18 protein-coding genes are annotated in these 24,792 nt (G+C 68.2%); 11 read left to right on the top strand and 7 right to left on the bottom strand.

Translation table 11 applies throughout. The annotated features are described in order from the left end of the window. Nucleotides 1–119: 119 nt before the first annotated feature. Nucleotides 120–704, top strand: coding sequence for a hypothetical protein (locus tag ACWEVR_RS02730; RefSeq protein WP_452465552.1), 585 nt, complete (start codon nt 120–122; stop codon nt 702–704). Nucleotides 705–807: 103 nt separating this feature from the next. Here ACWEVR_RS02730 and ACWEVR_RS02725 read toward each other — a convergent pair whose 3' ends face one another. Beyond that, entirely contained in the window at nt 808–1,203 is a 396-nt protein-coding gene (locus ACWEVR_RS02725) for a hypothetical protein (RefSeq protein ID WP_452465551.1), read from the bottom strand. A gap of 321 nt (nt 1,204–1,524) precedes the next feature. Here ACWEVR_RS02725 and ACWEVR_RS02720 point away from each other — a divergent pair, with 321 nt between their 5' ends. From ACWEVR_RS02720 to ACWEVR_RS02710, 3 genes are read left to right on the top strand one after another with little or no spacing between them, the layout of a single operon-like run. Continuing rightward, on the top strand, nt 1,525–2,157 hold the full coding sequence (locus tag ACWEVR_RS02720) for a hypothetical protein (RefSeq protein WP_452465550.1): 633 nt from the start codon (nt 1,525–1,527) through the stop codon (nt 2,155–2,157). Between the two features lie 3 nt (nt 2,158–2,160). Beyond that, nucleotides 2,161–8,235, top strand: a complete 6,075-nt coding sequence (locus ACWEVR_RS02715; RefSeq protein WP_452465549.1) for a putative T7SS-secreted protein — start codon at nt 2,161–2,163, stop codon at nt 8,233–8,235. Then, nucleotides 8,232–8,735 (top strand): hypothetical protein, encoded by a 504-nt coding sequence (locus ACWEVR_RS02710; protein ID WP_452465548.1) that lies wholly within the window; start codon nt 8,232–8,234, stop codon nt 8,733–8,735. Before ACWEVR_RS02715 ends, ACWEVR_RS02710 begins: the two co-directional genes overlap by 4 nt. Nucleotides 8,736–8,841: 106 nt before the next feature. Here ACWEVR_RS02710 and ACWEVR_RS02705 read toward each other — a convergent pair whose 3' ends face one another. Together ACWEVR_RS02705 and ACWEVR_RS02700 are read right to left on the bottom strand one after the other, a co-directional pair. Then, entirely contained in the window at nt 8,842–9,969 is a 1,128-nt protein-coding gene (locus tag ACWEVR_RS02705; protein ID WP_452465547.1) for an acyl-CoA dehydrogenase family protein, read from the bottom strand. Between the two features lie 9 nt (nt 9,970–9,978). Continuing rightward, complete coding sequence (locus ACWEVR_RS02700) at nt 9,979–11,151, bottom strand: acyl-CoA dehydrogenase family protein (RefSeq protein ID WP_452465546.1); 1,173 nt, start codon at nt 11,149–11,151, stop codon at nt 9,979–9,981. Between the two features lie 150 nt (nt 11,152–11,301). Between ACWEVR_RS02700 and ACWEVR_RS02695 the strand changes: the two genes are divergently transcribed. Next, nucleotides 11,302–12,126, top strand: coding sequence for a hypothetical protein (locus ACWEVR_RS02695; RefSeq protein ID WP_452465545.1), 825 nt, complete (start codon nt 11,302–11,304; stop codon nt 12,124–12,126). Between the two features lie 80 nt (nt 12,127–12,206). Here the strand turns inward: ACWEVR_RS02695 and ACWEVR_RS02690 are convergent, their stop codons facing one another. Next, on the bottom strand, nt 12,207–13,094 hold the full coding sequence (locus ACWEVR_RS02690) for an SMP-30/gluconolactonase/LRE family protein (protein ID WP_452465544.1): 888 nt from the start codon (nt 13,092–13,094) through the stop codon (nt 12,207–12,209). A 103-nt stretch (nt 13,095–13,197) separates the two neighbouring features. Between ACWEVR_RS02690 and ACWEVR_RS02685 the strand changes: the two genes are divergently transcribed. The 4 genes from ACWEVR_RS02685 to ACWEVR_RS02670 are packed head-to-tail and all read left to right on the top strand — an operon-like array spanning nt 13,198 to nt 16,218. Beyond that, entirely contained in the window at nt 13,198–13,803 is a 606-nt protein-coding gene (locus ACWEVR_RS02685; protein ID WP_452465543.1) for an alpha/beta hydrolase, read from the top strand. Nucleotides 13,804–13,821: 18 nt separating this feature from the next. Further along, the gene (locus ACWEVR_RS02680) at nt 13,822–14,217 is read left to right on the top strand and encodes a hypothetical protein (RefSeq protein WP_452465542.1); all 396 of its coding nucleotides are present in this window, start codon (nt 13,822–13,824) and stop codon (nt 14,215–14,217) included. Then, nucleotides 14,210–15,517, top strand: coding sequence for a hypothetical protein (locus ACWEVR_RS02675; RefSeq protein ID WP_452465541.1), 1,308 nt, complete (start codon nt 14,210–14,212; stop codon nt 15,515–15,517). Before ACWEVR_RS02680 ends, ACWEVR_RS02675 begins: the two co-directional genes overlap by 8 nt. After that, nucleotides 15,514–16,218 (top strand): ESX secretion-associated protein EspG, encoded by a 705-nt coding sequence (locus ACWEVR_RS02670; protein WP_452465540.1) that lies wholly within the window; start codon nt 15,514–15,516, stop codon nt 16,216–16,218. The genes ACWEVR_RS02675 and ACWEVR_RS02670 overlap by 4 nt, the downstream gene beginning before the upstream one ends. A 206-nt stretch (nt 16,219–16,424) precedes the next feature. On the opposite strand, the gene ACWEVR_RS02665 is transcribed toward ACWEVR_RS02670, so the two are convergent. Continuing rightward, the gene (locus tag ACWEVR_RS02665) at nt 16,425–20,162 is read right to left on the bottom strand and encodes an AAA domain-containing protein (RefSeq protein WP_452465539.1); all 3,738 of its coding nucleotides are present in this window, start codon (nt 20,160–20,162) and stop codon (nt 16,425–16,427) included. 81 nt (nt 20,163–20,243) lie between these two features. Beyond that, nucleotides 20,244–22,046: a DEAD/DEAH box helicase gene (locus ACWEVR_RS02660; RefSeq protein ID WP_452465538.1), complete on the bottom strand. Its 1,803-nt coding sequence runs from the start codon at nt 22,044–22,046 to the stop codon at nt 20,244–20,246. A 62-nt stretch (nt 22,047–22,108) separates the two neighbouring features. Here ACWEVR_RS02660 and ACWEVR_RS02655 point away from each other — a divergent pair, with 62 nt between their 5' ends. Beyond that, a complete protein-coding gene (locus tag ACWEVR_RS02655) occupies nt 22,109–22,966 on the top strand; it encodes a carbon-nitrogen hydrolase family protein (RefSeq protein ID WP_452465537.1) in 858 nt (285 codons plus the stop codon). Nucleotides 22,967–22,977: 11 nt separating this feature from the next. After that, on the top strand, nt 22,978–23,598 hold the full coding sequence (locus tag ACWEVR_RS02650; protein ID WP_452465536.1) for a phosphoribosyltransferase: 621 nt from the start codon (nt 22,978–22,980) through the stop codon (nt 23,596–23,598). Here ACWEVR_RS02650 and ACWEVR_RS02645 read toward each other — a convergent pair whose 3' ends face one another. Further along, nucleotides 23,599–24,777 carry an amino acid deaminase/aldolase gene (locus ACWEVR_RS02645; RefSeq protein WP_452465535.1) on the bottom strand — a complete coding sequence of 393 codons (1,179 nt, stop codon included), beginning with the start codon at nt 24,775–24,777 and terminating at the stop codon, nt 23,599–23,601. Nucleotides 24,778–24,792: the final 15 nt, after the last annotated feature.

Here is a 24,792-nt window from a genome sequence, read left to right as displayed (position 1 = left end):
TCACCACGACACGCGTACGAGACCAATCCGATATCTGAATCATTCATGTTTACAATGAGCCGATTTTCCGGGGCTGCACTACTGTGAGGCGACCCGAAGCCGACGAGGAGTACAAGGCGATGGAAGACAGCAGGGCCAAGCTCGTAGGTCCGGCAATCGCTGTTGGCGCGGTGTCGCTCGGACTGATCGTGATCGGTGCGTGCGGCGTCGGACAGCAGGACGTCTACGTGACGCCGCCACCGCTGCAGGCCGGACTGGCCGCGGCACCGAGCCAGGTCGCCGACGACCCGACCTCCACCACGGTCCGCGTCTCGATCCCGCCGTCACCGACCTGGCGTATCGCCCCGTACATGTCGCCGCGCAAGCCCTTCAGCCTCAGCTCCACCGAGACCTCCCCTTCGGAAACCCCCGCACCGGACGATCCGACGAGCGAGAGCCACCCCACCGAGGCGACAACCGAATCCCGTCCGCCGGAAACGACCACCGAGTCCCCCGAGACCACCACCGAGGACTCGACACCGACCACCACCCGCCCGCCGCGCACCACAGCCCCCACCCGCACGGTGAGCCCGCCACGCACCCGCCCCACCTACGAGGGCGAGTTCGAAGACTCCGACTTCCCCACCACCAACGCCCACGACAACACCACCCGCGCCCCTTCCCCCACGTCGTCCGCACCAACAACCACCCAGGCCGACGGCTGACCACGAACCGCAATCGCCGCACTCGCGACTGAACACGACAACTTCCACATGCATTTTCGGCGCCGCCGCTAGGCCGGCACGATGTGAATCCACCGACTCTCGCTCACCGACCGAAGTTCCCCCGGCCGTCTGCCGGGAACCCGGACGGGTAGATACGGACCGCGTAGCCGGTACACGCGACAAGGCTATCCACTCCTGTAGAGGTCAGCGCGAAGCACCGCACTCGAGACCACCTGCTGTCATCGATGTCTGCAATTCGTCGCAGCTCGGCAGATTGCGAGGTATCGGCGTTGGAGAGAGTGAGCGAAGTGAAGACCGTCTTCAACTGCATGGCGATGACTGCGTGGAACCTGATGGATACGAATACCGGAGTTGCACCTTTGTCGAAGCTTCGCAATTCCAGTTCCGATAACGATAGTTTGTAGCGCCAAGGCCTGAATTTGAAGTCGAAACGAATGGGAAGTTCTTCCCGCGACAACAGATAGTCGCGATCAACCATAAGGGGTCCTCGGTTTGTTCAGCGGGGGCTTCGACTAGAGCTGCCGAGGCCGTAGCTAGGCGAAGGATTCTGCGGCTGCGATGCCACCACTGGCAGAGTAGCTCCCACCTCGCTATGCTGCTGATTGATCGCCCGCGGGGGGCGCGATCGCCAGAAGCATTGGGGGAGGCGGGATTTCATGATCGATCGACTCGTTCTACGCCGGATTCGGCCACCCGTCCGCTCTATGCGAGTCGTGCACGGTGGACAACGCGCCGGCAGCGTTCCCACAACCGTCTTCGATGGCGAGCCCCGGATGTCAGGCGACGAAGCGGGGCGGTCGTGGCGAATGAACTGAAAGTCTCACCGGAAGTGCTGATTCAAGCGGCGCAGGGGATCACCGGGATCATCAGCGAGCTGTCGGAGATCGGGGTCAAGGAGACCGCGTCCTCGGGGCGCGGCTTCGCGCTGCTCACCATGTCCGGCTTAGAGGCCGGGAAAGCCGTGGTGCAGAGGGGGTTCGAGGAGTTCACCGAGCGTTGGTCATGGGGCGTGCGGTATCTGGTGCAGTCCGGCAACTCGATCGCCGAAGCGGTGGGATTGGCGGCGGGCCGGTATTACATGATGGAGCAGCAGGGCTCCGACACGTTCAAGCAGATGTATACCCACCTGCTCGGCAATCCCCACCTGTCCAGCGCGGAGATCAAGGAGCGGACGTGGGGCGAAACCCTTGCGGACAATCCGATCAATATGGCGCTCAACGCCGACTACAGCTCCAAGTCCTTCGAAGACGCGGCCGCGCACGCTGACAAGAACTGGCAGGTGGTGCAGGCCGTCGGCCCGCAAGCCATGGCCAATCTCTCGACGCTCGACCCGTACTCCTACGCCGCCCCCGGCGACAATGGCCTACCCGAAGCAGGCTGGAACACCGGGGCCGCCGAGCAAGCGGGCGCGATTCTGGATCCCTCGGGCTGATCGGTGGGGGTGTTCGACAGCTTCGGCGACTTGTTCGGCCGGGGGGTGGAAAGTGCTGTCGAGAAAGCCGGGGCACTCGCCGACGACGTCCTCGACGTCGCCTCGACCGGTGCGCAGAAGCTCGGCATGGACAGTCTGGCGGAGTCACTCGACGATCTCGGAGACCAACTCGTCTCGGCCGCCGGTGGTGAAGTCGAAGAGCGCGCGCTCGGGGAGACGAAGGATCCGAAGGAACTGATCCGCGGCGAACCGACAGTCATCACCGATGCCGCGACCACGCTGCGTGAGATGGCGATCCAGATCGCCAAAACCGGCGACGCACTGAAAACGATCGACGCCGCGGACTGGACCGGGGCGGGCGCGGACGCGTTCAATGCCGTCTACGACCAGCAGCCGAAGTTGTGGTGGGATGCCGCTGAATCGTTCACCGTGACCGCCGGTGTCCTCGACAGCTGGTCCGCAGCGGTCACCGCCGCGCAAGCCCGTGCCGCGGATGCGATCGCCGAATGGGAACGGGCCCTGACCGAGGAACGCACCAAGAAGGACTGGTGGAACTCGCTCACCGGCGATCAGCAAAAACAGGTCGGCCCGCTGCCCGATACCTGGACCGCGCTGCGAGACAACGCACGCCAGATCCTCAATTTCGCTCGAACCCAACGCGATAACGCCGCAAGCGAGGCGAGCGCCAAGATCGCCGAAGCCACCGGCAAGGCGCCGACCACGCCGCCGTTCACGTCGCGAATGGCGGCGAACCTGTCGGATCTGGCCGATATCGGTGAGCACGCCAAGTTGAGCTTCGAGTCCGGCGTACTGACCGGCCTGACGGGGCTCGTGCAATTCGTCCGGCAGGTGAATCCAGGAGATGCCTACAACATCACCCATCCCGCCGACTACCTGTCGAAGATGTCGGATCTGGGGACCGGGTTGGTGGTCGCGGCCGCAGACCCCGGTGCAGCTGTCGATGCGATCCTTTCGGAAGCGCGCGCGAACCCGTTCGAGTTCGCAGGCTCTATCACGAGCGATCTTCTGGTCACGGTTGCCACCGGCGGCGGAGGCGCGGCGAAGCCGGTGTTGTCGGCGATCGACAAGCTCAGCGACGTCGGTCGCCGCCTGCCCGGGGGTGATCGAGACAGCCCCGACGGGGCTACACCGGAGCAGTCCGGCAGTACCGAAACCGCGGATCGCGACGGCGAGAACTCTTCGCACGCCCCAGCGCCCCGGGCCGGGCCGGACGGGTCCAACGCCGGTCCGCAATCGGGCGTCGACGCCGGGGCTCGGCCCGACGCTGGGCCGGAATCGCCGGTACAGCGACCCGATACTCGCCAGGAAGCGCCGGAGGAAAACGCTCCCGGCACTCCGCTACACAACACCCCGGAACCGCGTGCGGCTCCGCCGACCACACGCCCTGACACCGAAACCCCGCCGCCACGACCAGATTCCGACAACCCGACCCCCGCTCGAACCGACGCCGACGATCGGCCGAGCACTCCGGTCCATACCGACGGCCCGGAACCCGATCCCGACGACAACGCCAAAACTGTCGAGGCACCCCGCCAACCCGGCACCGATCCCAACCCCACCCGCCCAGCCCAGGATTCCAATTCTCCGGTCGGCAACCCAGGCAACGACCCGCCGACCACCCAAAACCCGACACAGACCACTGCCGATGCACCCCGGGCAGAGCCGCCGACCCGAGTCGGCGAGCCGGATCCGGGCACTACCCGGCCCGCCCCTGGATCGGTCGATTCCACCCCCGCCTCGGACTCGACTCGACAACCGCCCGCCCGGACCGACGCGGACGGCGACACCGGGTCGACATCGACTCCGCACCAACCCGGTCCCGAGTCCGACTCGACTCGGCAGCCACCTGCCCGGGCCGACACAGGCGGTGACGCGGGCTCGGCATCGAATCACGACCGATCCGATCCGGCTACCCCGGCCCGCTCGGATGCAACGGGCCCCCAACGGGATTCGTTCACTCCAGTGGCGACCCTGTCTCCGACGCCGAATACCCGCGCGCCGGAATCAACCGCGACCACCCGGACACCGGACCCGCGCCCCGCCGCCACACCTGACAACCGCCAGGCCGGCGATACCGAAACCGACCGGAACCAGCAGAAGCCGGACGAGCACGCCAATGCACCGGACCAAGACAGAGCCACGCCCAGCCCTTCACCACGCGCAACGCCGGATTCGAACGCACCTCAGTGGCACGGTGATTCACGATCGGCGCCCGACCACGACTCCGGTACGAGCCATCGACCCGACGACGACACCCCCGCCACGCCGTCTCCCGCGCGCGGCGATGGTGATTCCTCCTCCGATCCGGATTCCGGAGAGCGCGGAACCGATAACTCGAACGGCGACCACGACAAGAGCGACAAAGAAGTCGACAAGTCCGAAGCTGACGAGTCGGACTCTTCCGAACATGTCGACGATCCCGAGAAGATCCGCGAATCCACCACAGAGAATCCGGTCGAGCACAACCGAACCGACGACGACATCGAAGAATGCAACGACCCCGTCGACGCGGCCACCGGTGAATTCCTCCTCCCCGAACTCGATCTGAACCTGCCCGGTGTCCTGCCGCTGATCCTGAAGCGTCGGCACCGCTCGAACTACCGCTTCGGCCGCTGGTTCGGCCCGTCCTGGTCGGCGACCCTCGACATGCGAGTCATCGTCGACGACCATGGCGTCATCTTCGTCGGAGAGGACGGCGTAACGCTCCTCTATCCCCACGCCGAACCCGATGCACCGGTGTCGCCGCTCTCCGGTGCGTCGCGCTGGACGTTGACCCGGACCGACGTCGGCGGGTACCGGGTCTGGGATCCCGAACGCGAACTGATCTGGCATTTCGCCCCCGAACCCGTCCGGGCCGGCCTGGATGTCGCCCTCGGCAACTATGCGATCTCGGCCATCACCGACCGCCACCACAACCGCATTCGGTTCCACTACGACAGCGACGGTGCGCCGACCGAGATCACCCACACCGGCGGCTACCGCGTGGCCGTCAGCACCGCCGGTGGCCGCGTCACCGGACTCGACATCCTCGGTCCGTCCGGCGGCCACCTTGCCACGATCCGCGAATTCGGTTACACCGCAAGCCAGTTGGTCGCCGTCACCAATGGTGTAGGTGCGACCACCCGGTACACCTATGATCACGCCGACCGTATGACGTCGTGGACCGACTCCAACGACAACTACATGGTCACTACCTACGACGAGGCCGGCCGAGTCACTCGTCAGCGCGGCATCGCGGGAGTCCTCGACGCCGAATTCGACTACTCCTCATTCCCCGACGGAACCGGTCGAGTCACCACGCACACCAATTCCCTCGGCGCACCGACAACCTACGGCTTCGACACCGACCTGCGCACGCGCGACGTCCGCGATCCCAACGGCGCCCGCACCCACACCGACTACAACACCGACCGCAACCCGCTGACAGTCACCGCCCCCGACGGCGCGGTCACCCGCTACACCTACACCGACGACGGCGACGTCGCGTCCGTCACCCGGCCCGACGGCAACACCATCCGTCTGGAATATCTGTTCCGCAACCGCCCGACCCGCATCACCGACGTCGACGGCACCGAACTCCGCCGCGAATACGACACCAACGGCAATCTCACCGCCGTCGTCGCCCCCACCGGCGCCCGCACCACCTTCACCCACCACCCCTGCGGCGCCGTCGCGTCCATCACCGAACCGAACGGTGCGACCACGACGATCGACGTGGACTCGGCGGGTCTACCGATCCGGATCACCGACGCGCTGGAATCGGTGATTACCATCGAACGCGATGGGCTCGGCCGCCCGCACCGGATCACGGATGCACTCGGCGCGACCACCACCCACCGGTTCTCGCCCACCGGTCAACTACTCGAACGCGCCCTCCCGGACGGTCACCGCGAAACCTGGACCTACGACGGCGAGGACAACCTCCTCACCCACACCGACCCTGCCGGTGGGGTCACCCGATTCAGCTACACCGCCTTCGACCTCCTCGCGGCCCGCACGGATCCGGCAGGCGCGACCACCACCTACACCTGGGACACCGAACGCCGCCTCACCTCCGTCACGAATCCCAACGGTGAAACCTGGCGCTACGTCTACGATCCCGCGGGTCACCTGATCGCCCAAACCGACTACACGGGCGCGACCACCCACTACGGCCACGACCCAGCCGGGCGCACCGCCACGGTCACGCCCGCCACCGGCATCACGCGACACCACGCCTACGACATCCTCGGCCGCCTGACCGCGATCACCACCGACTCCCGCGACTGGATCCACTACACCCACGACGTGTCGGGTCGTCTACTCGCCGCGACCAACGGCACCGGCGAAACCCTCTCTCACACACTTCAGTTCACCTACACCGAGTCCGGCCTGCTCGCCTCACAGCAAGTGGACGACCAACCGCCGATGCGGTTCGACCACGACGACTTCGGCCGCCGCACCCGCCGCACGACCCCCAGCGGCGCCCAAACCCACTGGTCCTTCGACTACGCAGGCCGCCCCGGCGGGATGACCGCCGACGGCCACAACATCGACTTCACCTACGACCTCACCGGCCGCCTCACCCGTTGGCAACTCGACGAACTCGCCATCGACACCACCTACAACCCGATCGGCCTCCCCACCAGCCGAACCGTCACCGCCCACCCACACCGCCTGTTCAACATCGGCCTCGATTCCACCCCCCGTACCCCACCGAGCACCCTCCGCGCCGACGAGTACGCCTGGCGCCCAGACGGGTACGTCACCAACCACACCACCCACCACCACGACAGCGCATCGATCAGCCGCAACTACGAACTCGACCCGATCGGGCGGGTGACCACCCTCACCCGCAACAACCAGGTCACCGAGCGCTACACCTACGACCCTCTCAGCAACATCACCAGCAACGACACCCCGGACTCGACGACTGCCCCCGCCCATGCCACCAACTCCGGCCGCCGCGAATACCGCAACAACCTCCTGATCCGAAACGGCCGCACCACCTACCACTACGACAGCGCCGGCCGCCTGATCCGAAAAACCATCATCCGCCTCTCCCGAAAACCCGCCACCTGGCACTACCGCTACAACAGCTTCGACCAACTCACCGACGTCTGGACCCCCGACCACCGATGGTGGCACTACACCTACGACCCCCTTGGCCGCCGCACATCCAAACAACACCGCACCACCGACGGCACCATCCTCGACCGCACCGACTACACCTGGGACGCAACCACCCTCACCGAACAAACCACCCCCGAATCCACCACCCGCTGGCACTACCAACCCGGCACCCACACCCCCCTCACCCAAACCACCGACCAAGTTGCCATCGACCGCGAATTCGTTGCGATCATTACCGACCTAGTCGGAACACCACTCGAACTAGTAAACCCGACGAACGCTGAACAGAACGCCTATAAAACCAGCGATCTTTGGGGAACAACCATTTGGCACGGAGATGCGCAAACTCCCCTACGATTCGCCGGTCAAATATACGACCCCGAAAGTTCACTATATTACAATTTCCACCGAGTCTACGAACCCGCTACTGGCCGTTATCTGACGCCAGACCCGCTCGGCCTCCTGCCTGCACCGAACCCCTTTGCCTATCCACACAATTCACTAACTTGGATAGACCCTCTAGGGCTTGTAGCGGAAGAATGCCGCGTCACCATATATCGGACCCAGAGGGAGGGGGGCCATAGCGAGCGGGTGCAGGTCGGCGCCGACGGGAGTATCAGCATCTCTGGCGACAACATGCTACATGTGAATATGAGTAACAACATCGCACATTCAGAGTCCTTCCGAGGACCAGGAAGCCAGATTGTCGCCTTCGACGTGCCGCGTTCGTTCCTGGACGAGATCCGCAATACAGCTATTGGGCAGCGTCGACCTAGCGGGGTGAGCCGGAGGGAATGGAACATCTCGTCCTCGGGAAAGCCGCAGATCGATGACCCCAAAGTCGGTCCCGACCTCTACGGTATCCCTGCAGATCTGTTCGGCGGCACGAATTTCTCGGCCCTTCTCGACGCCGTTATCCCTGGATCTGGGAGAGTGATCAGATGACATCGACGGAGTTGACCAGGATCTTCCACCGTCCTTCGGACGCCCACGGACAGCTGTCGGCGTTCTACGTGGAGGTAGTGACGTTTGAAGATATCGATCGATTCGGCCGCCGACTGCGTGAGTGCATGAGTGCCGGATCCAACGCATCACTCAAGGCCGATTTCGACGCCGAATACATTTCAGAAGCGGATATCCTGCCGTGGATGCGAGAAGCCTGGGAATCAGCCGGCCTACGTTACGCAGCGCACCGAGGTGACGAAGAGTGGACGATCCAAGATATGTTGTTCTCCTTCGATCCACGCCAGCGCGAGTGGGCATGGTGGGACGTGACCAAGGTTTTCGGAAATATTGTGTGCGTCTGGGTGGACTCGCATGAAGAAGCGGTCTACAAGTGTGAAGAATTGCGGTGGATGTTCTATTTGTGCGGTGCATGCGCGGTGGTGGGACCACTGCTACGCGACGCGAGGGATTGGGAACAATCGATGAGCCTCTCTCTGTAGAGGCAATGAGCCTGCTTATTGTCGACGAAGGCGGAAAAAACGAAGTAGGTCAGGCGGACATGAAAATGGTGCTCACCCATGCGGGCACGCACCATTCTCGGTCTGTCTACAACTCCGGCAGATCGTAACTGCCGACTCGGTCGGCGAGCACCCGCCGGTGTTCCAGTTCGCCGCCGAGGGTTTGGCCGATTGCGGTGAGGCGGGCGACGTAGTGGCTCACCGGGTATTCGGCGGTGACGCCGATTCCGCCGTGCATCTGGATGGCCTCGCGGCCGATGTGGGCGGCGGATTTGCCGATCTGCAGGCGGGCGCGGGAGGCGACGATCGGGTCGTTGGAACCGTCGGCGAGGGCGGCGGTGATGTAGAGGTTCATGCTGCGGGCCAGTTCCAGGGAGACGTAGCAGTCGGCAGCGCGCTGGGTGAGGGTCTGGAACTTCGACAGGGTTACGCCGAACTGTTTGCGCGACTTCAGGTAGTCGGTGGTCAGGGTGAGGGCTACCTGCATAGCGCCGACCGATTCCGCGCACAGCGCCGCCTGTGCGTAGCCCTGGGCGAGCGCGATCTGTTCGGCCGCGTCGACCGTGTCACCGAGCAATTCGCCCGGGGCCGAGGCGAAATCGAATTGGGCGCCGCGGCGGCCGTCGAAGGTGCGGTAGGTGCGGCGCTGCACGCCGGAGCCGGTGGGGTCGACCAGGAACAGGCCGACACCGCCGCCGGGAAGTACCGCGCTGACGATCAGCTGATCGGCGCAATCGCCGCGCGGGACCGGGTTCTTCACACCGGTCAGGGTGTACGAATCACCCTGCTGCTCGGCGGTTGTGGTGACCTCGGTGGACGGCCAGCGCTGCCCCGGTTCGGCATGGGCGAAGGCGAGCAGGACGGTGCCCTCGGCGAGCGCGGGCAGCAGCCGGTGGCGCTGATCGGCGCTGCCGGTGAGCCGGATCAGCTCGGCCGGAACGACCACGGCGTCGAGCACCGGTTCGGGGGCAAGCGCACGGCCCAGTTCCTCCTGCACGAGCATCGCCTCGACGGGGCCCGCGCCGACGCCGCCGTCCTCCTCGGGGATGGTGAGGCCGAGGACGCCGAGGTCGGCGAGTTGCTTCCAGACCGTGCGGCTCCAGCCGGGATCGGTGTCACCCGCCTTGGTGATGGCCTCGCTGTCGTAGAACCGGTGCAGCAGTTCGCGCACGGTGTCACGCAGCATCGTCTGTTCTTCGGTCAGTGCCAGATCCATGTCAGCGCCTCACAATCCGAGGATCGTGGAGGAAATGATCGAGCGCTGGACCTCGCTCGAGCCTCCGTAGATGGTCACCTTGCGGTAGTTCAGGTAGCCGGGGCCGGTGTGCTGGGCCCAGGTGGGTGAGGCGATGTCGTCGGCGTCGACGGGAAGGGCGTCGGCGCCCGCGATGTCGAGCAGCAGCTCGGTGGCCGCTTGCTGCAGTTCGGTGCCACGCAGTTTCAGCACCGAGGAGGCCGGGTTAGGTTTGCCGTCGGCCGAATTGGACACCACCCGCAGCTGGGTGAGCTCCAGGGCGAGCAGTTCGTTCTCGAGTTCGGCGATGCGCGCGGCGAAGACCGGGTCCTCGATCAGGGTGCCGTGGCCGGTGCGGATCGAGCGCGCGTGGTCCTTGGCCAGCCCGATCTTGACCTTGGTCTTGCCGACGCCGGTGATGGAGGTGCGCTCGTTGCCGAGCAGGAACTTGGCGTAGGTCCAGCCCTGGTTCTCCTCGCCGACCAGTTGGTCGGCGGGCACCCGGACGTCCTCGAAGAACACCTCGTTCACCTCGTAGCTGCCGTCGATCAGTTTGATCGGGCGCATGGTGACACCGGGCGACTTCACGTCGAAGAGCAGGAAGGAGATGCCCGCCTGTTTCTTGGGCGCCGACGGGTCGGTGCGCACGAGGCAGAAGATCCAGTCGGCGTACTGGCCGAGCGTGGTCCAGATCTTCTGCCCGTTGACGATGTAGGAGTCACCGTCGCGGACGGCGGTGGTGCGCAGCGAGGCCAGGTCGGAACCGGCGTCGGGCTCGGAAAAGCCCTGGCACCACCAGATGTCGAGGGCGGCGGTGGGCGGCAGGAAACGCTGCTTGAGCTCCTGGGAACCGAACTGGGCGATCACCGGGCCGACCATGGAGGCGTTGAAGGTGAGCGGTTCGGGCACCGAGGCCAGCTGCATCTCGTCGAGCCACAGGTGACGCTGCATCGGCGTCCAGTCCTTGCCGCCCCACTCCACCGGCCAGTTCGGCACGGCGAGCCCGTGGTCGTTGAGGATCTTGTTGGCGGTGACGATGTCTTCGCGGGAAAGCTCGTGTCCGTATTTCACACGGTCACGGATCTCGACGGGGATCTCGGTGTGATAGAAGTGCCGGAGCTCATCGCGGAAGGCGACCTCTTCCGGGGACAGGGCTAGCTTCATACGGGGTCTCCCAGCGTCTCTAGTAGCCGTCCTGGAGAAACCTACCCCGCACGGCGACGCCGCGACACCACCACGCTGCCACCGGCCCGTCGAACTGGTACGTTGCCACACGGACCGGGGAACCGGTGGGCGAGCAGCAGGGAGTTACGGGTGAACGGCAGATCCATCGCAGGTAGGGCGGCGGCGGTGACCGCGGCGAGCATCGGTGCTGTGGTCGTGCTCGCCTCGACCGCGAGTGCGTCTCCTCTCGACGACGCCATCACCCACTTGCGCGATCTCGCCGGCGAGGACGTGAGCACCAAGGCCGGTGTCGACGCGGTCGCCAACTTCACCGGCATGGTCGGCGCCGACCGCCTGCGTGACATCTCGGCCCAATTCATTCCGCTCGGCTACGCCGCCCCCACCTTCGGCTGCGGCAGCAACGGACCCATCACCACCATCATCGCCGCCGCGACCGTCGAGGGCCCCGGCCCGCGCACCGGAACCAGCCTGACCCCGGGCGATGTCCGGTTCAGTGCCAGTCCGGCCCACACCGGTGTGCCGCTGTCCTCGGGCCTGAGTGTGGCCTGGGTGAATGTGAACAACGGGCAGAGCGGTATCGCCGCCCTCGACGACCTCACCGAATACCAGCTACCGTCGCTGTCGAAGACGATCACCAGCGGCGCGGGCACCGTGGTCGCCTCCATGTGGGGCACCATCGACTACCCCGGCGCGCGCTGCGTGATGACGCCGACCGTCGGCACGTTTGTCGTTCCCGATCTGCCGGTGGCGGCTCCCGAAGCACCGGCCGCCCCGCCCGCGCCGGAACCGCAGGCTCCCGCCCCCGGTTCGGGTGCGCCCGGTGCCGGTGCTGCCCAGTCGCAGGCGCCCGCCCCCGAAACGCCCGCTCCGGCCCCTGCCCCGGCGGAGGCGCCGCAGCCGGCTCCCGCGCCCGCTCCCCCGGCTCCGCCTTCGGCGCTGAGCGTCGGCGGCTGATCATTCGGCGCCCGAGGCGCCAGGATTCGAAACGGCCGTCGACTGATGTCGGCGGCCGTTCGTCGTGCGAAGGGGTTCGGTCAGCCGCGCGGGCGGATGCGCAGGACGGTTCCCTCTTCGGTGCCCGCGAGCAGCGCCGACGAGTCGGCCGGATCGGCGACGACGGCGGTGAGCGGCTGGGTGGCGGCGATCGTGCAGGCACCGCCCGAGGACAGGTCGACGCGCACCAACTGTCCGGTCAGGGTCGTCACGTACAGGGCGCCGTCACGCAGGACCAGATCGTCGACGAAATCGGGCAGCGAACCGAACGAGGTCAGATCGGCGATGGTTGTGCTCACCGCCGGATTCGTGCGCGACAAGCGGAGCACTCGGCCGACCGGACCGGCTGTGCTGTCGACGTAGTTCGCCGTGACGTAGACCGAATCACCGGAGACCACAACACCATTGGGTCCCTCGACGGTGGCGTTCGACCACCAGGTCATGTCCTCGGTGCCGTCGGGAAAGAGGCGGTGCACGCCGTCGCGGGCGGTGACGTACAGGTTGCCCTGGGCGTCGAAGGCGGCGCCGTTGGGGTGGATGAAACCGGTGGCGAAGGGTTCGGGCACCGGGTCGGCGGCGGTGGGGTCGAATCGGACGACACCGCCGGAATCCGACAGCGGCGAATTGCCGGTGACCACGTAGAGCAGACCGTCTGGACCGAGTCGGACGGCGCCGGGAGCGGCGATATCCACCGTGGCGGTGAGGTTTCCGGCGCTGTCGTAGCGCTGTACTTCACCGCGCAGCACGCGCGACACCCACACGTCACCGCGCTCGTCGATGCCGAAATTCTCCGACCAGTCGAGTAGCGGGACCGTCGAGTGGATCGCGATCTCCTGACCGGCCCGCCCGCAGGCGGCGACCGGGTCGGCACCGGCGACGCCGGTGACCGCGGTGCTCACGCCTGCCGCACCGACGACAATGCTTGCCACACAACGACGCAACGACAACATGGACGACCTCGACTCTGAACCGGGTGGACTGGCGAAGTGTAACGGCTGGCGCGATGCTTTGGCAGGTGCGGATAATCGGCCGGTGCCCTACTTCGACAGCGCGCGTGGCCGTCTGCACTACCGGCGCAGGTCACCCGGCCTGGTCGCCGCGACCGTCGTGCTGCTGCCCGGCACCGGTCAGCACAGTGGGCACTACCACCGATTCGGTGCCGCGCTGGCCGCCACCGGCATCGAGTTGTGGACCCTCGACACCGCGGGACAGGGCCTGAGCGAAGGCGATCCGCACGCGCCGGGCACCCTCGACGAACTGGTCGCCGATGCCAGGGGCCTGCTCGAGGTGGTGTGCGCCGAAACCACCTCCGCGCCGGTACTCATGGGCCACTCCCTCGGCGCCGTCACCGCGCTCGCCGTCGCCGCCGATCAGGCCGCCGACCTGCGCGGACTCGTCCTGTGCGGCACACCGCGCCGGGCCACCGAGACCGCGCCCGACCCGCGCCTGCCGACGCTCGCGGTGCACGGAATCGACGACCGCCGGGCACCGATCGATGCGATGCGGCTATGGACACAGCGGTATCGATCGGTAGATTTGCGCGAGTACGCCGACGCCGGTCACGACCTGTTGCACGAGCCGGTGCGGGACCGCGTGGCCGACGATATCGCGCGGTGGATACTCGCCACGGCGGACTGAACGACGAAGGGGGAAGCGGTGCAATCGAATCGCACGGGGCTGCCGAATACGGCGGCGCTCGGTCAGGCCGTCGAGGAGGGCGGACTGTGGGTCGACGGGGTGCTCGTCGCCGACGGCGCAACCGAACGGTGCGCGCTGCGCTACGAACGTCTCGCCGCCGCCGTCGACGCGCAGGTGCAGGCCTTGACCCAGGCCACGACGCTGCCGGGTTTCGGCGGGCTGCCCTCGGGTGCCGCGCTGCGCACCGGCTTCGAGACCAAGACCGGTAATGCCCTCGACCAGTTGCGTGCCTACGCCGCGACGGCGCGTCAGCTGGCCGCCGTGCTGCGGGCCGCCGGGGCCGCCTACCAGGAGAGCGATCAGGCGATGGCGAGCGCGGTCCGGGCGATCGAGACGGGTGATGGGCATGCGTAGCATTTCCGGTGCACCGGGGACCGACCCGGACTACGTGGCCGTCGTCGAGGTGTTCGACAGCCTGTCACATTCCGAAATCCACACGGCGGTACAGCAACTCGACCCGGCCGCCTTGAGCAGTGGCGGGCAGTTGTATCTCACCGCGGCCACCGCCGTGGGCGACGAGGTCGACAACGCGCATGCCGAGATCCGGGCCGCGATCGCCGACGGGTGGCGCGGGTCGGCGGCGCAGTCCGCCGTCGATGCCCTTCGCACGTTCGAGCAGGTGGGTCGGCAGATCGCGGATGTACTGACCGCTGTCGGTGTCCGGCTGTGCCAGGCGGGCGACGCGGCGGAGTCGATTCGGGCCGCTGTCGCCGAACCCGCTGCGGCGCAGCCCGATCCGGACGGCGCGCTGCTCGACCCGCAGCAGGCCACGGACAACGCCACGATTTCGCGGGAAGCCGAGAACGCCCGGCTGGACGCGGTGCAGGCGATGGAGACGATCTACGCGGGGGCTTTCGTGCCCACCGGGTCGGGGGTGCCCGCGTTCGGCGAGATAGCTTCGGGCACAACGGATGTAGCAGTCGGCGGTGCGTTCGGTGCGGTGCCTTCGTCGGCGGTCACGGCGGTTTCCGGCGAGGGGTCCGATGTCGCGGTCACCGGTGCGGCAGCAGGGAGCGCCGTTGGCGATGCGGTGGCAGGATCGACAGCCGACGGCTCCGGTGCCGTGGTTTCAGCGGCGAGTGTGAGCAGCTCGACGGCGAGCACTTCCCTGTTCACAGGCGGTTCCGCAGCGGTCGCTCCGGCGGCGACCGCGTCCGGTGCCGGTACGTCGAATGCCGTGCCCGGCGCGGGTGGGTCCGTCGCCGCGAGTGGGGTGCCCGTCGCGGGTCCTGTTCCCGCCGGCACACTCGGGCGCACCGGGAAACGCGCGAACGCCTCGCGGAAGGAATCCGGATCTCCGTCGACCCAGGCGGCTTCGCTCGGCGAATCCGGTTCTCCCGCCACGCGATCGGCGTCGTCGGAGGATGTCCGCCAGGATCCCACGGTGGCCGGTGGCGAAGCGGCTGCCGGGATGAGTGCGGGCGCGATCGGTGGGCTCATGGGTGGGGCGATGGTCGCGGCGGACCACACCCGCGCACCCGGCGGCCCGCGCCCGCCCGCCCAGCCCGAGATCGAGGACGACGACGACGAATTCCTGCGCTTCCTCGAGGAAGAACCCACCTTCCTCGAACCCGCCGACGAGGTGAATCCGCTGATCGGGAAGCTGGAACCGACCAGTCCCGCCGTGCTCGGAGAGTGGACCGAGCAGGAGTGAACTGGCACCTCACGCCCGACCAGTTCGCGCTGGCCTGGGCGCGTACCGACGGCGATCGGATCCCGTATCCGCTCGCCGTTCGCGCGTCTGCCCGCGACACCGCCGAGCGGGCGGCCGCGCAACCGGCACTCGACGCGTGGTGCGCCCGCACTCTCGACCCCGACCTCTCGGCGGCGCTGCGCGTGCTGGCCAAACCGGAGATCCGGGTGGAGGTGTGCGGACACGCGCCCGCGCCGGTGCGCATGCTCGGCGCCGTCGCGGGGGACGTGGCGGTACTCGCCGTGCAGTCGCCCGGCACTGCGGCCGACCGAGGTGGAGACCTGCACGTTCAAGTCGGTGCGACGAAACGCTTCGCGCCCCAGGTCTTTTCCCGGATGCCGCGCCAACCGGTCGGCACCGGTCCGCGGATCGCCGCACTGGCGGCGCGCGTGCGCGAGGACAGCCGCGACCTGGTCACCGTCCCCGTCGCCGGCCCCTCCGACGCCGCCCGCATCCGCAAACTCCTCCAGCGCCCGCGCACCGGCATCGGCCAGATCCTCGTCGCCCCGGGGGCCGACGAACCTGCCACGGGCGTCCTGTCCTGGATCGACGTCACCGGCGACGGCCGGTACCTGATCCACTCCGGCCACCAGGTGTCGGTCGCCCCGGCGACACCGGACACCGCCGCCGACTGGCTGCGGCGGCTGTTGCGGGCCGCTTGAGCCGCAGCGCTCGGTCCGGGCCCTCGCCAGCCACGTGTGACGGTGCGGTCCATGCGGCTGCTGGGTTCGTAGGGGGCAGGCGGTGAATCGGTCGGAGTTGGTGGGCGGCATCGGATCGAGGCGTAGCACATCACAGCTCGTGGGGCGAGTTGTCGATCGAGTGCGGGCGGCTGCGCCGCGCGACGGGTGGTGGGCCGCCGGGTGTTTCAACCGAGCTGGAGGAAGCCGCGCAGGGCGGCGAGTTCTTCCGGAGTGTCCGGGAGGTACTCGGTGAGCAGCGGCGAGCGGATGATGATCGCCTTCCACATGGCACGACACAGGGTGGCGTGGATGACGGTGCGCGAGAGGAGTGCTCGCATACCGAAGGGAGCGTCGTCGGGGGTGGAGGTGGTCATCGACAGCACGACAACGGCGGCTTCACGACCCCGGAAACGGTCGGGGGTGCCGACGAGGACGTCCTCGATCTTGGCGCGCGCCAGCAGGGTTCGGATGCGCGCCACCTGCGCGGCGTAAGGGGCGACCACGAAGACGTCGTGCGGGTGCAGTTTGCGGGTGCGTCCACCGGAGGTCCAGGTTTCGCCGAGCAGCGCGCGCACGCGGCGCACCACTTCTCGGGCCTCGGCATCGGATTCGGTCGCGCTGCCACGATGTTCGACGAAAACCGTACTCACCCCGGGCGCGATCCCGGCGAGATCGCGACCGAGGGTGACGGCCTCGACCGCCGTGAGCTTGCCGTCGTAGCAGCTCACCGACACCGGCGCGCACACGGCCGGGTGCATCCGCCAGGTGCGGTCGAGGAAGTAGCCGTACTCCGGCGGCAAGGTGGCCGCGCCGTCGCACAGCCACTCGAGGGCCGAAACATGAATCGGCTCAGGGTGTTCGGCCTGGGCGAGCGCGGGTTCGGGATCACCGACGAGCAGCAGGTTGCGTGCGCTCACCGCGACGGCGACGGTGTCGGCCAGCGAGCATTCGCCCGCGTCGGCGATCACCAGCAGATCGAGCGAGCCGGGGGCGATGAGGGTCTCGTCGACGAAATCGGCGGTGGTGCCGCCGATCACGCACCCGTTCACCGCGTTGTCGAGGAATCGGGGATACCGGCTGCCCTCGATCGCCGACCATTCGCGGCCCACCGACGCCACGTCCTTCTTCGCGACGAGTTCGGGCAGCAACCCGGCCTCCACGACCGCGTCGAAGATCCGCTCGATCACCTCGTGCGAGCGTGCGACCACCCCGATCCGCCACCGCTTACGGGTGACGAGGCGCTCGATGGCACGGGCCGTCGTCCCGGTCTTACCGGTGCCGGGCGGTCCGTGCACAGCCAGGTAGGAGGCGTCGAGTGCGGCCGCCGCCTGGGCCAAGGCGTGTGCGATATCGCCGTCGACCTGCGGTAACGGTGCGCCCTCGTGCACGCGGGGCGTGCGGCGCAGCAGCAGGTCGTAGACCGCGTTCGCGGGCACGGACGGCAACGTCACCAGCAGGTCCTGGGCGGTGGCTTCCAGGGCCGCCTCGAGGTCGGCCTCGCCGTCGGGCGGGCCGGGGGCGATGGCGGCGGGTAGGTCGTCGTAGGGCGGGCAGCCTGCCGGGAGCAGCTCTTCCAGGCGCACGGTGTCGTCGAAATCGGCGTCCACCGCGCAGCCGAGGACGGTGGCCGTGGCGGTGGCGCGTCTGCCGAGCGTCTGCGTCATGCCCGCTGCCGCCGCACCGTCGTAGATGGTGATCATCTGGGTGCCGGGGGTCAGCGTTGCACCGGTGCCGAGGCGGCCGGTGAGGGTGAGGTAGCGGCGCATCGTCGGAAGCTGGGGTGTGCGATGCCATTTGGTGTCGACGGTGCCCCACTCGGCCACCAACACGCCCGGTGCGTCGGCCCACTCGCCCACCGGGTGGCCGAGCCGGTCGATGTGCGCCCACCATCTGGGCTGCCGTTCACGTCGGTGGTACCCGAGCACCGCGGCCGTGAGCGCGGCCGCCCGTGCCGCGTCGCCGTGGGCGTCGGCGGCGAATTCGGCCAGTGCGGCCTCCAGCGAACCTGTGCGCAACGACGGCGGGATGTCGGTCTCGGCCACCGCGAACCGTGGGCCGGGCACCTCGATCCCCGCCTCGGCCGCCCGCTCGAGCAACCAGTCCCTGATCCCGAGCACGGTGGCCGCGCGACCGTGTGCGCCCGGCACCAGGGCGGCCAATCCGGCCACGTCGTAGGACTGCTCACCGATCAGCAATGCGGTCCGCACCACGGGTGCCAGGTCGACCAGTGCCCCGTCGGCGAGCAGTTCGTCGAGCTGATCGGCTCCCACACCGAACCGCCCCGACCAGTCGAGCAGCGCCGTCCGGACCGCCGACCCGTAGTGATAGACCCGCACATCCGGGTCCAGGGCCCGATAATCACCGATGATGTCGAGCAGTTCCTCGAGCACGTCCGGGCCGTACCCGTCCTGTGTCGACGGCCCGAACTCGCCCCCGCCCGTCGCTGAGGTTCCGAGCCCTTCGGCGCCCCTCGCGAAAGCGCCGAGAGCGCCACCGTTCGCCTCGTCGGACCCGAGCCCACCGTTCCTGGCGAATGGTCCGTAGTCGCTCGTCTGCGCGTAGCTCGGATCGGTCGACGCGATCGGCGAGGGGTCCGGGCGGAAGACGGTGGTTGTCGCGTCGGCGAGTTCTACCGAAGTGATGGTTCCCCGGCGGTCCAGGTCGATGAGCAGTGCCAGGTCGCCGGGGCGCGGGGTGGGCAGTGCGCCGAGGGCGGTGGCGTCGCACAGGGCGTAGGTGGGGGTTGCGGTGCGTTCGCGGGTGAGCTGGATGTCGGCTTGGCGGCGCAGTTCGGTGACCGTGCGCGGGGCGAGGCCGGGGACGGGAACGGTGGTGGCGGCGAGGCGGTCGACGGTGAGCACGCCTGCTTCGCGCAGCCGGGCGCGCTGGGTGGGCCGAATCCCCGCTACCAGCAGCAAGTCCCGTGCGGTCGCGGCCGCCGCACGGCACGTCGGGCAGTGTCCACACGCGAGATAGCGTGGGTCACCCCACTGCACGGGCAGCAATTCGGTGAGCTTCTCCTCGACGACGTGTTCCACCCGCGCCCGCCGCGCCCGGTAGATCGGCGCGAGTTCCGCTGCGACCACGCCACGTTCACCGGTCGGCGTCGAAATTCGCGCCACCGGGTCGACATCCACCCCGGCCGCCGCCGATGCCTCGACGCACGCGGCTACTTCGACCCGAGCACACAGCTCCAGCCGAACCGGATCGACCCCCACCGACCGCACCGACGCCGAAACCCGCTCGAACGGCGTCCGCCCCGCCGCGAGTTCACGCCGCAACACCCTGTGGTCGTCGGCATCAACGAACCCCGCGGCACCAGAACGGGACTCAGCGAGCACGGGCGACACGCCACTGTCCGCGTCACGGTCAGCCTCGGCGCCCTGGTCCCAGTGCGACTCGCCATCCACGTCGCGGTCCTGCGCGTCGTCATTTCCACGTGAACGCCTGGGCAAGCCGATACCCGAAGACCCGCCGTCGTCATGCCGAGGCCCATCGCCCAAGGCCCCCACTCGCGCAGGTGCGACGGCACTGTGCACTACGTACCGCGCACCGTCGCGCACGAGAAGGTCTGCCTGGCAGACGAATCGACCGTCGAAGAAGACCGCACCGGCGATCGCCTCGGCACCGGCACGCAGAGCGTCGGTGGTGCGTGCGGCGGCTTCGGTGAGGGTGGTGGCGTCGACGGGATCGGGGGTGGGGATGTGGATCGACCCGTCCCCGAAGTGCCGCAGCAACTCCGGGGAAACGTCGACGGCGCGCACGAGGTTCGCGGCGGCGTCGCGGGTGCCGGGAAGGTTGCCGAGGGCGGCGTCGACCGCGCGCAGCAGCGCGAACTCGCAGTCCGCCGCGCGCACGAGATCGCCGACAGCACCGATCACCCGATCACCGGAGACGAACAAACGCGGCCCTCCTGTGTTCACGCACACCCGACGGCAACACCTTAGCCAGCGCCGAGACAGCCCATGGAGCGACCCATGGACTTGTCTACGTGCGGTGGTGCGCTACGTGCGCGGCTTACGCCGTTCGGTACGCGGACGGGCCTCACGGTCACGCCGGGGACCACGGGCGTTGAGCCGCTGCGACGGCGGGCCCTGATCCGGCTGCAGCTGGATGAGCACACCGCTGATCCTGGTGCGCCGCAACGCTTCCAGCGTTTCGTTCGGCAGGTTCGCGGGCAGCTCGACGAGGCTGTAGTCGGGCCGGATGCTGATGTGCCCGAAGTCGCTGCGCCGCAGCCCACCCTCGTTGGCGATGGCGCCGACGATCGCGCCGGGCACCACGCGGTGCCGCTTGCCGACGCTGATCCGGTAGGTCGCCAGCTCCGCACCGCTCTCGCGGGAGAACGACGGGGGACGCGGATCACGGTCTTCGTCGTCGTAGCGACGCGGGGCGCGCTCGCGATCGCGGTCCCGATCCCGGTCACGACGCGGCGCGGGCTCCGGCTCGGGCTCCATGAAGAAGTTGTCACCGTCGAAACCACCGACGGCCAGCGCCGCCGCGATGTCGACCAGCGGGGTGTTGTGCTCGGCCTCGTAGTCCTCGATCAGCTTGCGGAACAGCGCCACATTGTCCGAGGCCAGGTTCTCGGTGATCATGTCGCCGAACTTCGAGACACGGGTCGCGTTGACGTCGTCCACGCTCGGCAGCTGCATCTCGATGAGCGGATGCCGGGTGGCCCGCTCGATCGCCTTGAGCAGATGGCGTTCACGCGGCGCGACGAACAGCAGCGCCTGACCCGAGCGGCCCGCGCGACCGGTGCGGCCGATGCGGTGCACATACGACTCGGTGTCGTGCGGGATGTCGTAGTTCACGACGTGCGAAATGCGGTCCACGTCGAGACCACGCGCGGCCACATCGGTGGCGACGAGGATGTCGAGCGCACCCGACTTCAGCTGACCGATGGTGCGTTCACGCTGGTTCTGCGCGATGTCACCGTTGATCGCGGCGGCGGAGAAACCACGCGAGCGCAGCTTCTCGGCCAGCTCCTCGGTGGCCTGCTTGGTGCGCACGAAGATGATCATCGCCTCGAAGTCCTCGACCTCGAGGACACGGGTGAGCGCGTCGAGCTTGCGCTGGTGCGACACCTGCACATAGCGCTGGGTGATGTTGGTGTTGGTCGTGGTCTTGGACTTGACCGTGATCTCGACCGGGTCGTTGAGGTACTGCTTGGAGATCTTGCGGATCGCGCCCGGCATGGTGGCCGAGAACAGGGCGACCTGCTTGTCGCGCGGAGTGTCGCGCAGGATGCGCTCGACGTCCTCCTGGAAGCCCATCTTGAGCATCTCGTCGGCCTCGTCGAGCACCAGGTAGCGCAGCTCGGTGAGATCGAGCGTGCCCTTCTCCAGGTGGTCGATGACGCGGCCGGGCGTACCGACGACCACATGCGCGCCGCGGCGCAGACCCGACAGCTGCACGCCGTAGCTCTGGCCGCCGTAGATCGGCAGCACGTGGAGACCGGGGATGTGCGAGGAGTACTTACCGAACGCCTCGGCGACCTGGATCGCGAGTTCGCGGGTCGGCGCGAGCACCAGCGCACTCGGCTTCTTCTGCGCGGTGTCCAGATTCATCAGGATCGGGATCGCGAATGCGGCGGTTTTGCCGGTGCCCGTCTGGGCCAGGCCGACGACGTCAGCGCCGGAGAGCAGTGGGGGAATCGTGGCCGCCTGGATCGGCGACGGCGACTCGTAGCCCACGTCGGCGATGGCCGCGAGGACACGGTCATCGATCCCGAGATCGGCGAAGGTCGGGCCGTTGTCGTGCCTGTCGTCGTCGGCAGGAACGCTGTCGACCTCATTTGTGTTCATTGACCACGAGTTTACTGCCTGGCGGTAGCTGATCGGGCCACCGGGTGAATACGGTGTGACCTATGCAGCTGCACAACGGGTCATCGCATCAGGAACACACCGCGACGACGGTGCCGATCGCGGTCGTCCAATTCGCCCCGCAGACCGACACGTCGGCCAACCTGGCCGCCTTGCGCGAACACGTGCGAACCGCTGCCGAATCGGGTGCGCGCGTCGTGGTCGCACCCGAATACTCGATGTTTGCGGTGACCCGTCTCGACGAGCGGGTGGTGGCCGCCGCCGAGCCGCTCGACGGGCCGTTCACCACCGGACTCGCCGCGCTCGCCGCTGAATTCGGGGTGCATCTGGTGGCCGGTGTCGTCGAATTGCCGACACCGGGCGCGGAACGGATCAGCAATACGCTCGTGGCGCACGGGCCCGACGGATCACGGCTCGCGCTCTACCGCAAAGTGCATCTCTACGACGCTTTCGGGCACCTGGAATCCGATGTCGTCGCGGCCGGTCCGCTGGTGGCGCCCGCCACATTCACTGTCGACGGTGTGATGTTCGGCATGCAGACCTGCTTCGATCTGCGTTTTCCGGAGGGATGTCGGCGTGTCGCTGCTGCGGGGGCGCACGTTTTGCTGCTGCCGGCGCAGTGGATTCCCGGCCCGGCGAAGGTCGATCAATGGACTACGTTGCTGCGCGCGCGGGCCATCGAGAACACCGTCTACGTGGCGGCGGCCGATCAGTGCGCGCCGCTCGGGGCGGGCGCGTCGATGATCGTCGACCCGGCGGGCACCGTGCTCGCCGAACTCGGCGACGAGCCGGGAGTGCTCACCGCGTCGATCGACCCGGCCCACCTGGCCAGGGTGCGCACCGCCAACCCGAGCCTGTCGCTGCGCCGCTTCACAGTTTCGGCCGACGCCGCCGCGGAGTAGCGTTCGAAGCGATGGTGTACCCCGATCGCGCTGCGGCGGGCCGCGCTCTCGGCACGGCCCTGGAACATCTGCGTGGCACGCAACCGCTGGTGCTCGGGTTGCCGCGCGGCGGTGTGCCGGTGGCGGCCGCCGTGGCCGACGCGATCGACGGGGAACTCGATGTGCTGCTGGTGCGCAAGCTGGGGCTGCCGCAGCATCCGGAGCTGGCGATGGGTGCGCTCGGCGAGAACGACGTGCTGGTGCTCAACGACGACGTGGTGGCACGCGGACGGGTGAGCGAGGCGGCGTTCGCCGAGGTCGAGCGCGCGGAACGCGCCGAACTGGCCCGCAGGCGAACCCTGCTCCGCGACGGCGAGCCGGTCTCCATGACCGACCGGACGGTGGTGATCGTCGACGACGGAATGGCCACCGGCGCCACCGTGGCCGCCGCGTGCCGCGTCGCCCGCGCACAGCGACCCGCCCGCTTGATCGTGGCGATGCCCGTCTCGGCTCCCGAGGCGGCCCACCGGGTCCGCCCCGAATGCGACGAGCTGGTCTGCCTCTGGACCCCCGACGACCTGGGCGGCGTCGGCGGCGCCTACCACGACTTCCACCAGCTCACCGACGACGAGGTCACCGAGTTGCTGCGCTGATCAGCCGAAGCACTGGCCTTCGCCGCGGTAGGTGGGAACGGTTGTGCGGGTTCCCGATTCGTCGACGAGGTGGATCTCGGCGAAGCGTTCGCACAGCTCGCCCGCCTTGGCGTGGCGGAACCAGACGCGGTCGCCGATCTCGAGCTCGGACCCGCCGGCGAGCGGGGTCTGTACCTCGCCCGCGCCCTCGGCGCCGAGCAGCTTCAGGCCCGCGGGCCAGACCGGCAGCGGTACCCGGCTGGGACCGGTGGGACCGGAGGCGATGTAGCCGCCCGCGAAGACGGTGGCGATGCTCGGGGTGGGTTTGCGCAGCACCGGCGTGGCGAAGAACAGGGCAGGCCGAGGGGTGAAGGACCGATAGTGGTCGAAGAGGGTCGGCACGTAGAGACCGGAACCGGCGGTCACCTCGGTGACATCGGGATCGCTGATCGAGACCTCGATCGAGCCCGTGCCGCCGCTGTTGACGATCTCGAGCGGCCCGGTCACCATGCGCACCGCGTCGAGCACCTGGGTGCGGCGACGGGCGATCTCGGCGGCCGAGAGCCGCTTGACCACGCGCACGGCCGGATTGTTGTCGGGCAGGCCCGCGATCTGCGCCTCGTAGGTCATCACGCCGACCACCTCGAAGCCGCGGGTGCGCGCCTGCGTAGCCAGGACGGCGGCCTCGCCGGGGGTGCGGATCGGGGAACGGCGAACGCCCAGGTGCAGCGGGCCGATGCGCAGCGAGGCGTCGACGTCGAGGCAGACACGTGGGTGGACGGTGTCGGTGCCGAGGGCGGCGCGGGCCAGGTCGAGCTGGGCGACGTCGTCGATCATCAGGGTGATCGAGCGCAGCAGCGTCGGCGCGCCCGCCAGTTCGGCCAGCGCGGCACGGTCGAGGGTCGGATAGCCGAGCAGGATGTCGCGGGCGCCGAGGCGAGCCAGCCAGATGGCTTCGCGCAGGGAGTAGGCCATGATGCCCGCGAAGCCGTCGGCCGCGGTGAGGTCGGTGCCGAGGACCCGCTCGAGCACGGCCCGACAGCGCACCGATTTACTCGCCACCCGGATGGCGACGCCGTTCGCGCGGCGGCGCAGATCGGCGGCGTTGGCGTCGAGCCGGGACAGGTCCAGTGCCGCCAGCGGCGGGTCGAGCTCAGCGGTGGCGTCGTGCAGGTGGTGCAGCGCTGTTGTCTCGGTCACCCGTCTACTGAACCA

The organism is Nocardia sp. NPDC003979 (assembly GCF_053605015.1).
This window is presented reverse-complemented; position numbering and strand designations above follow the sequence as displayed.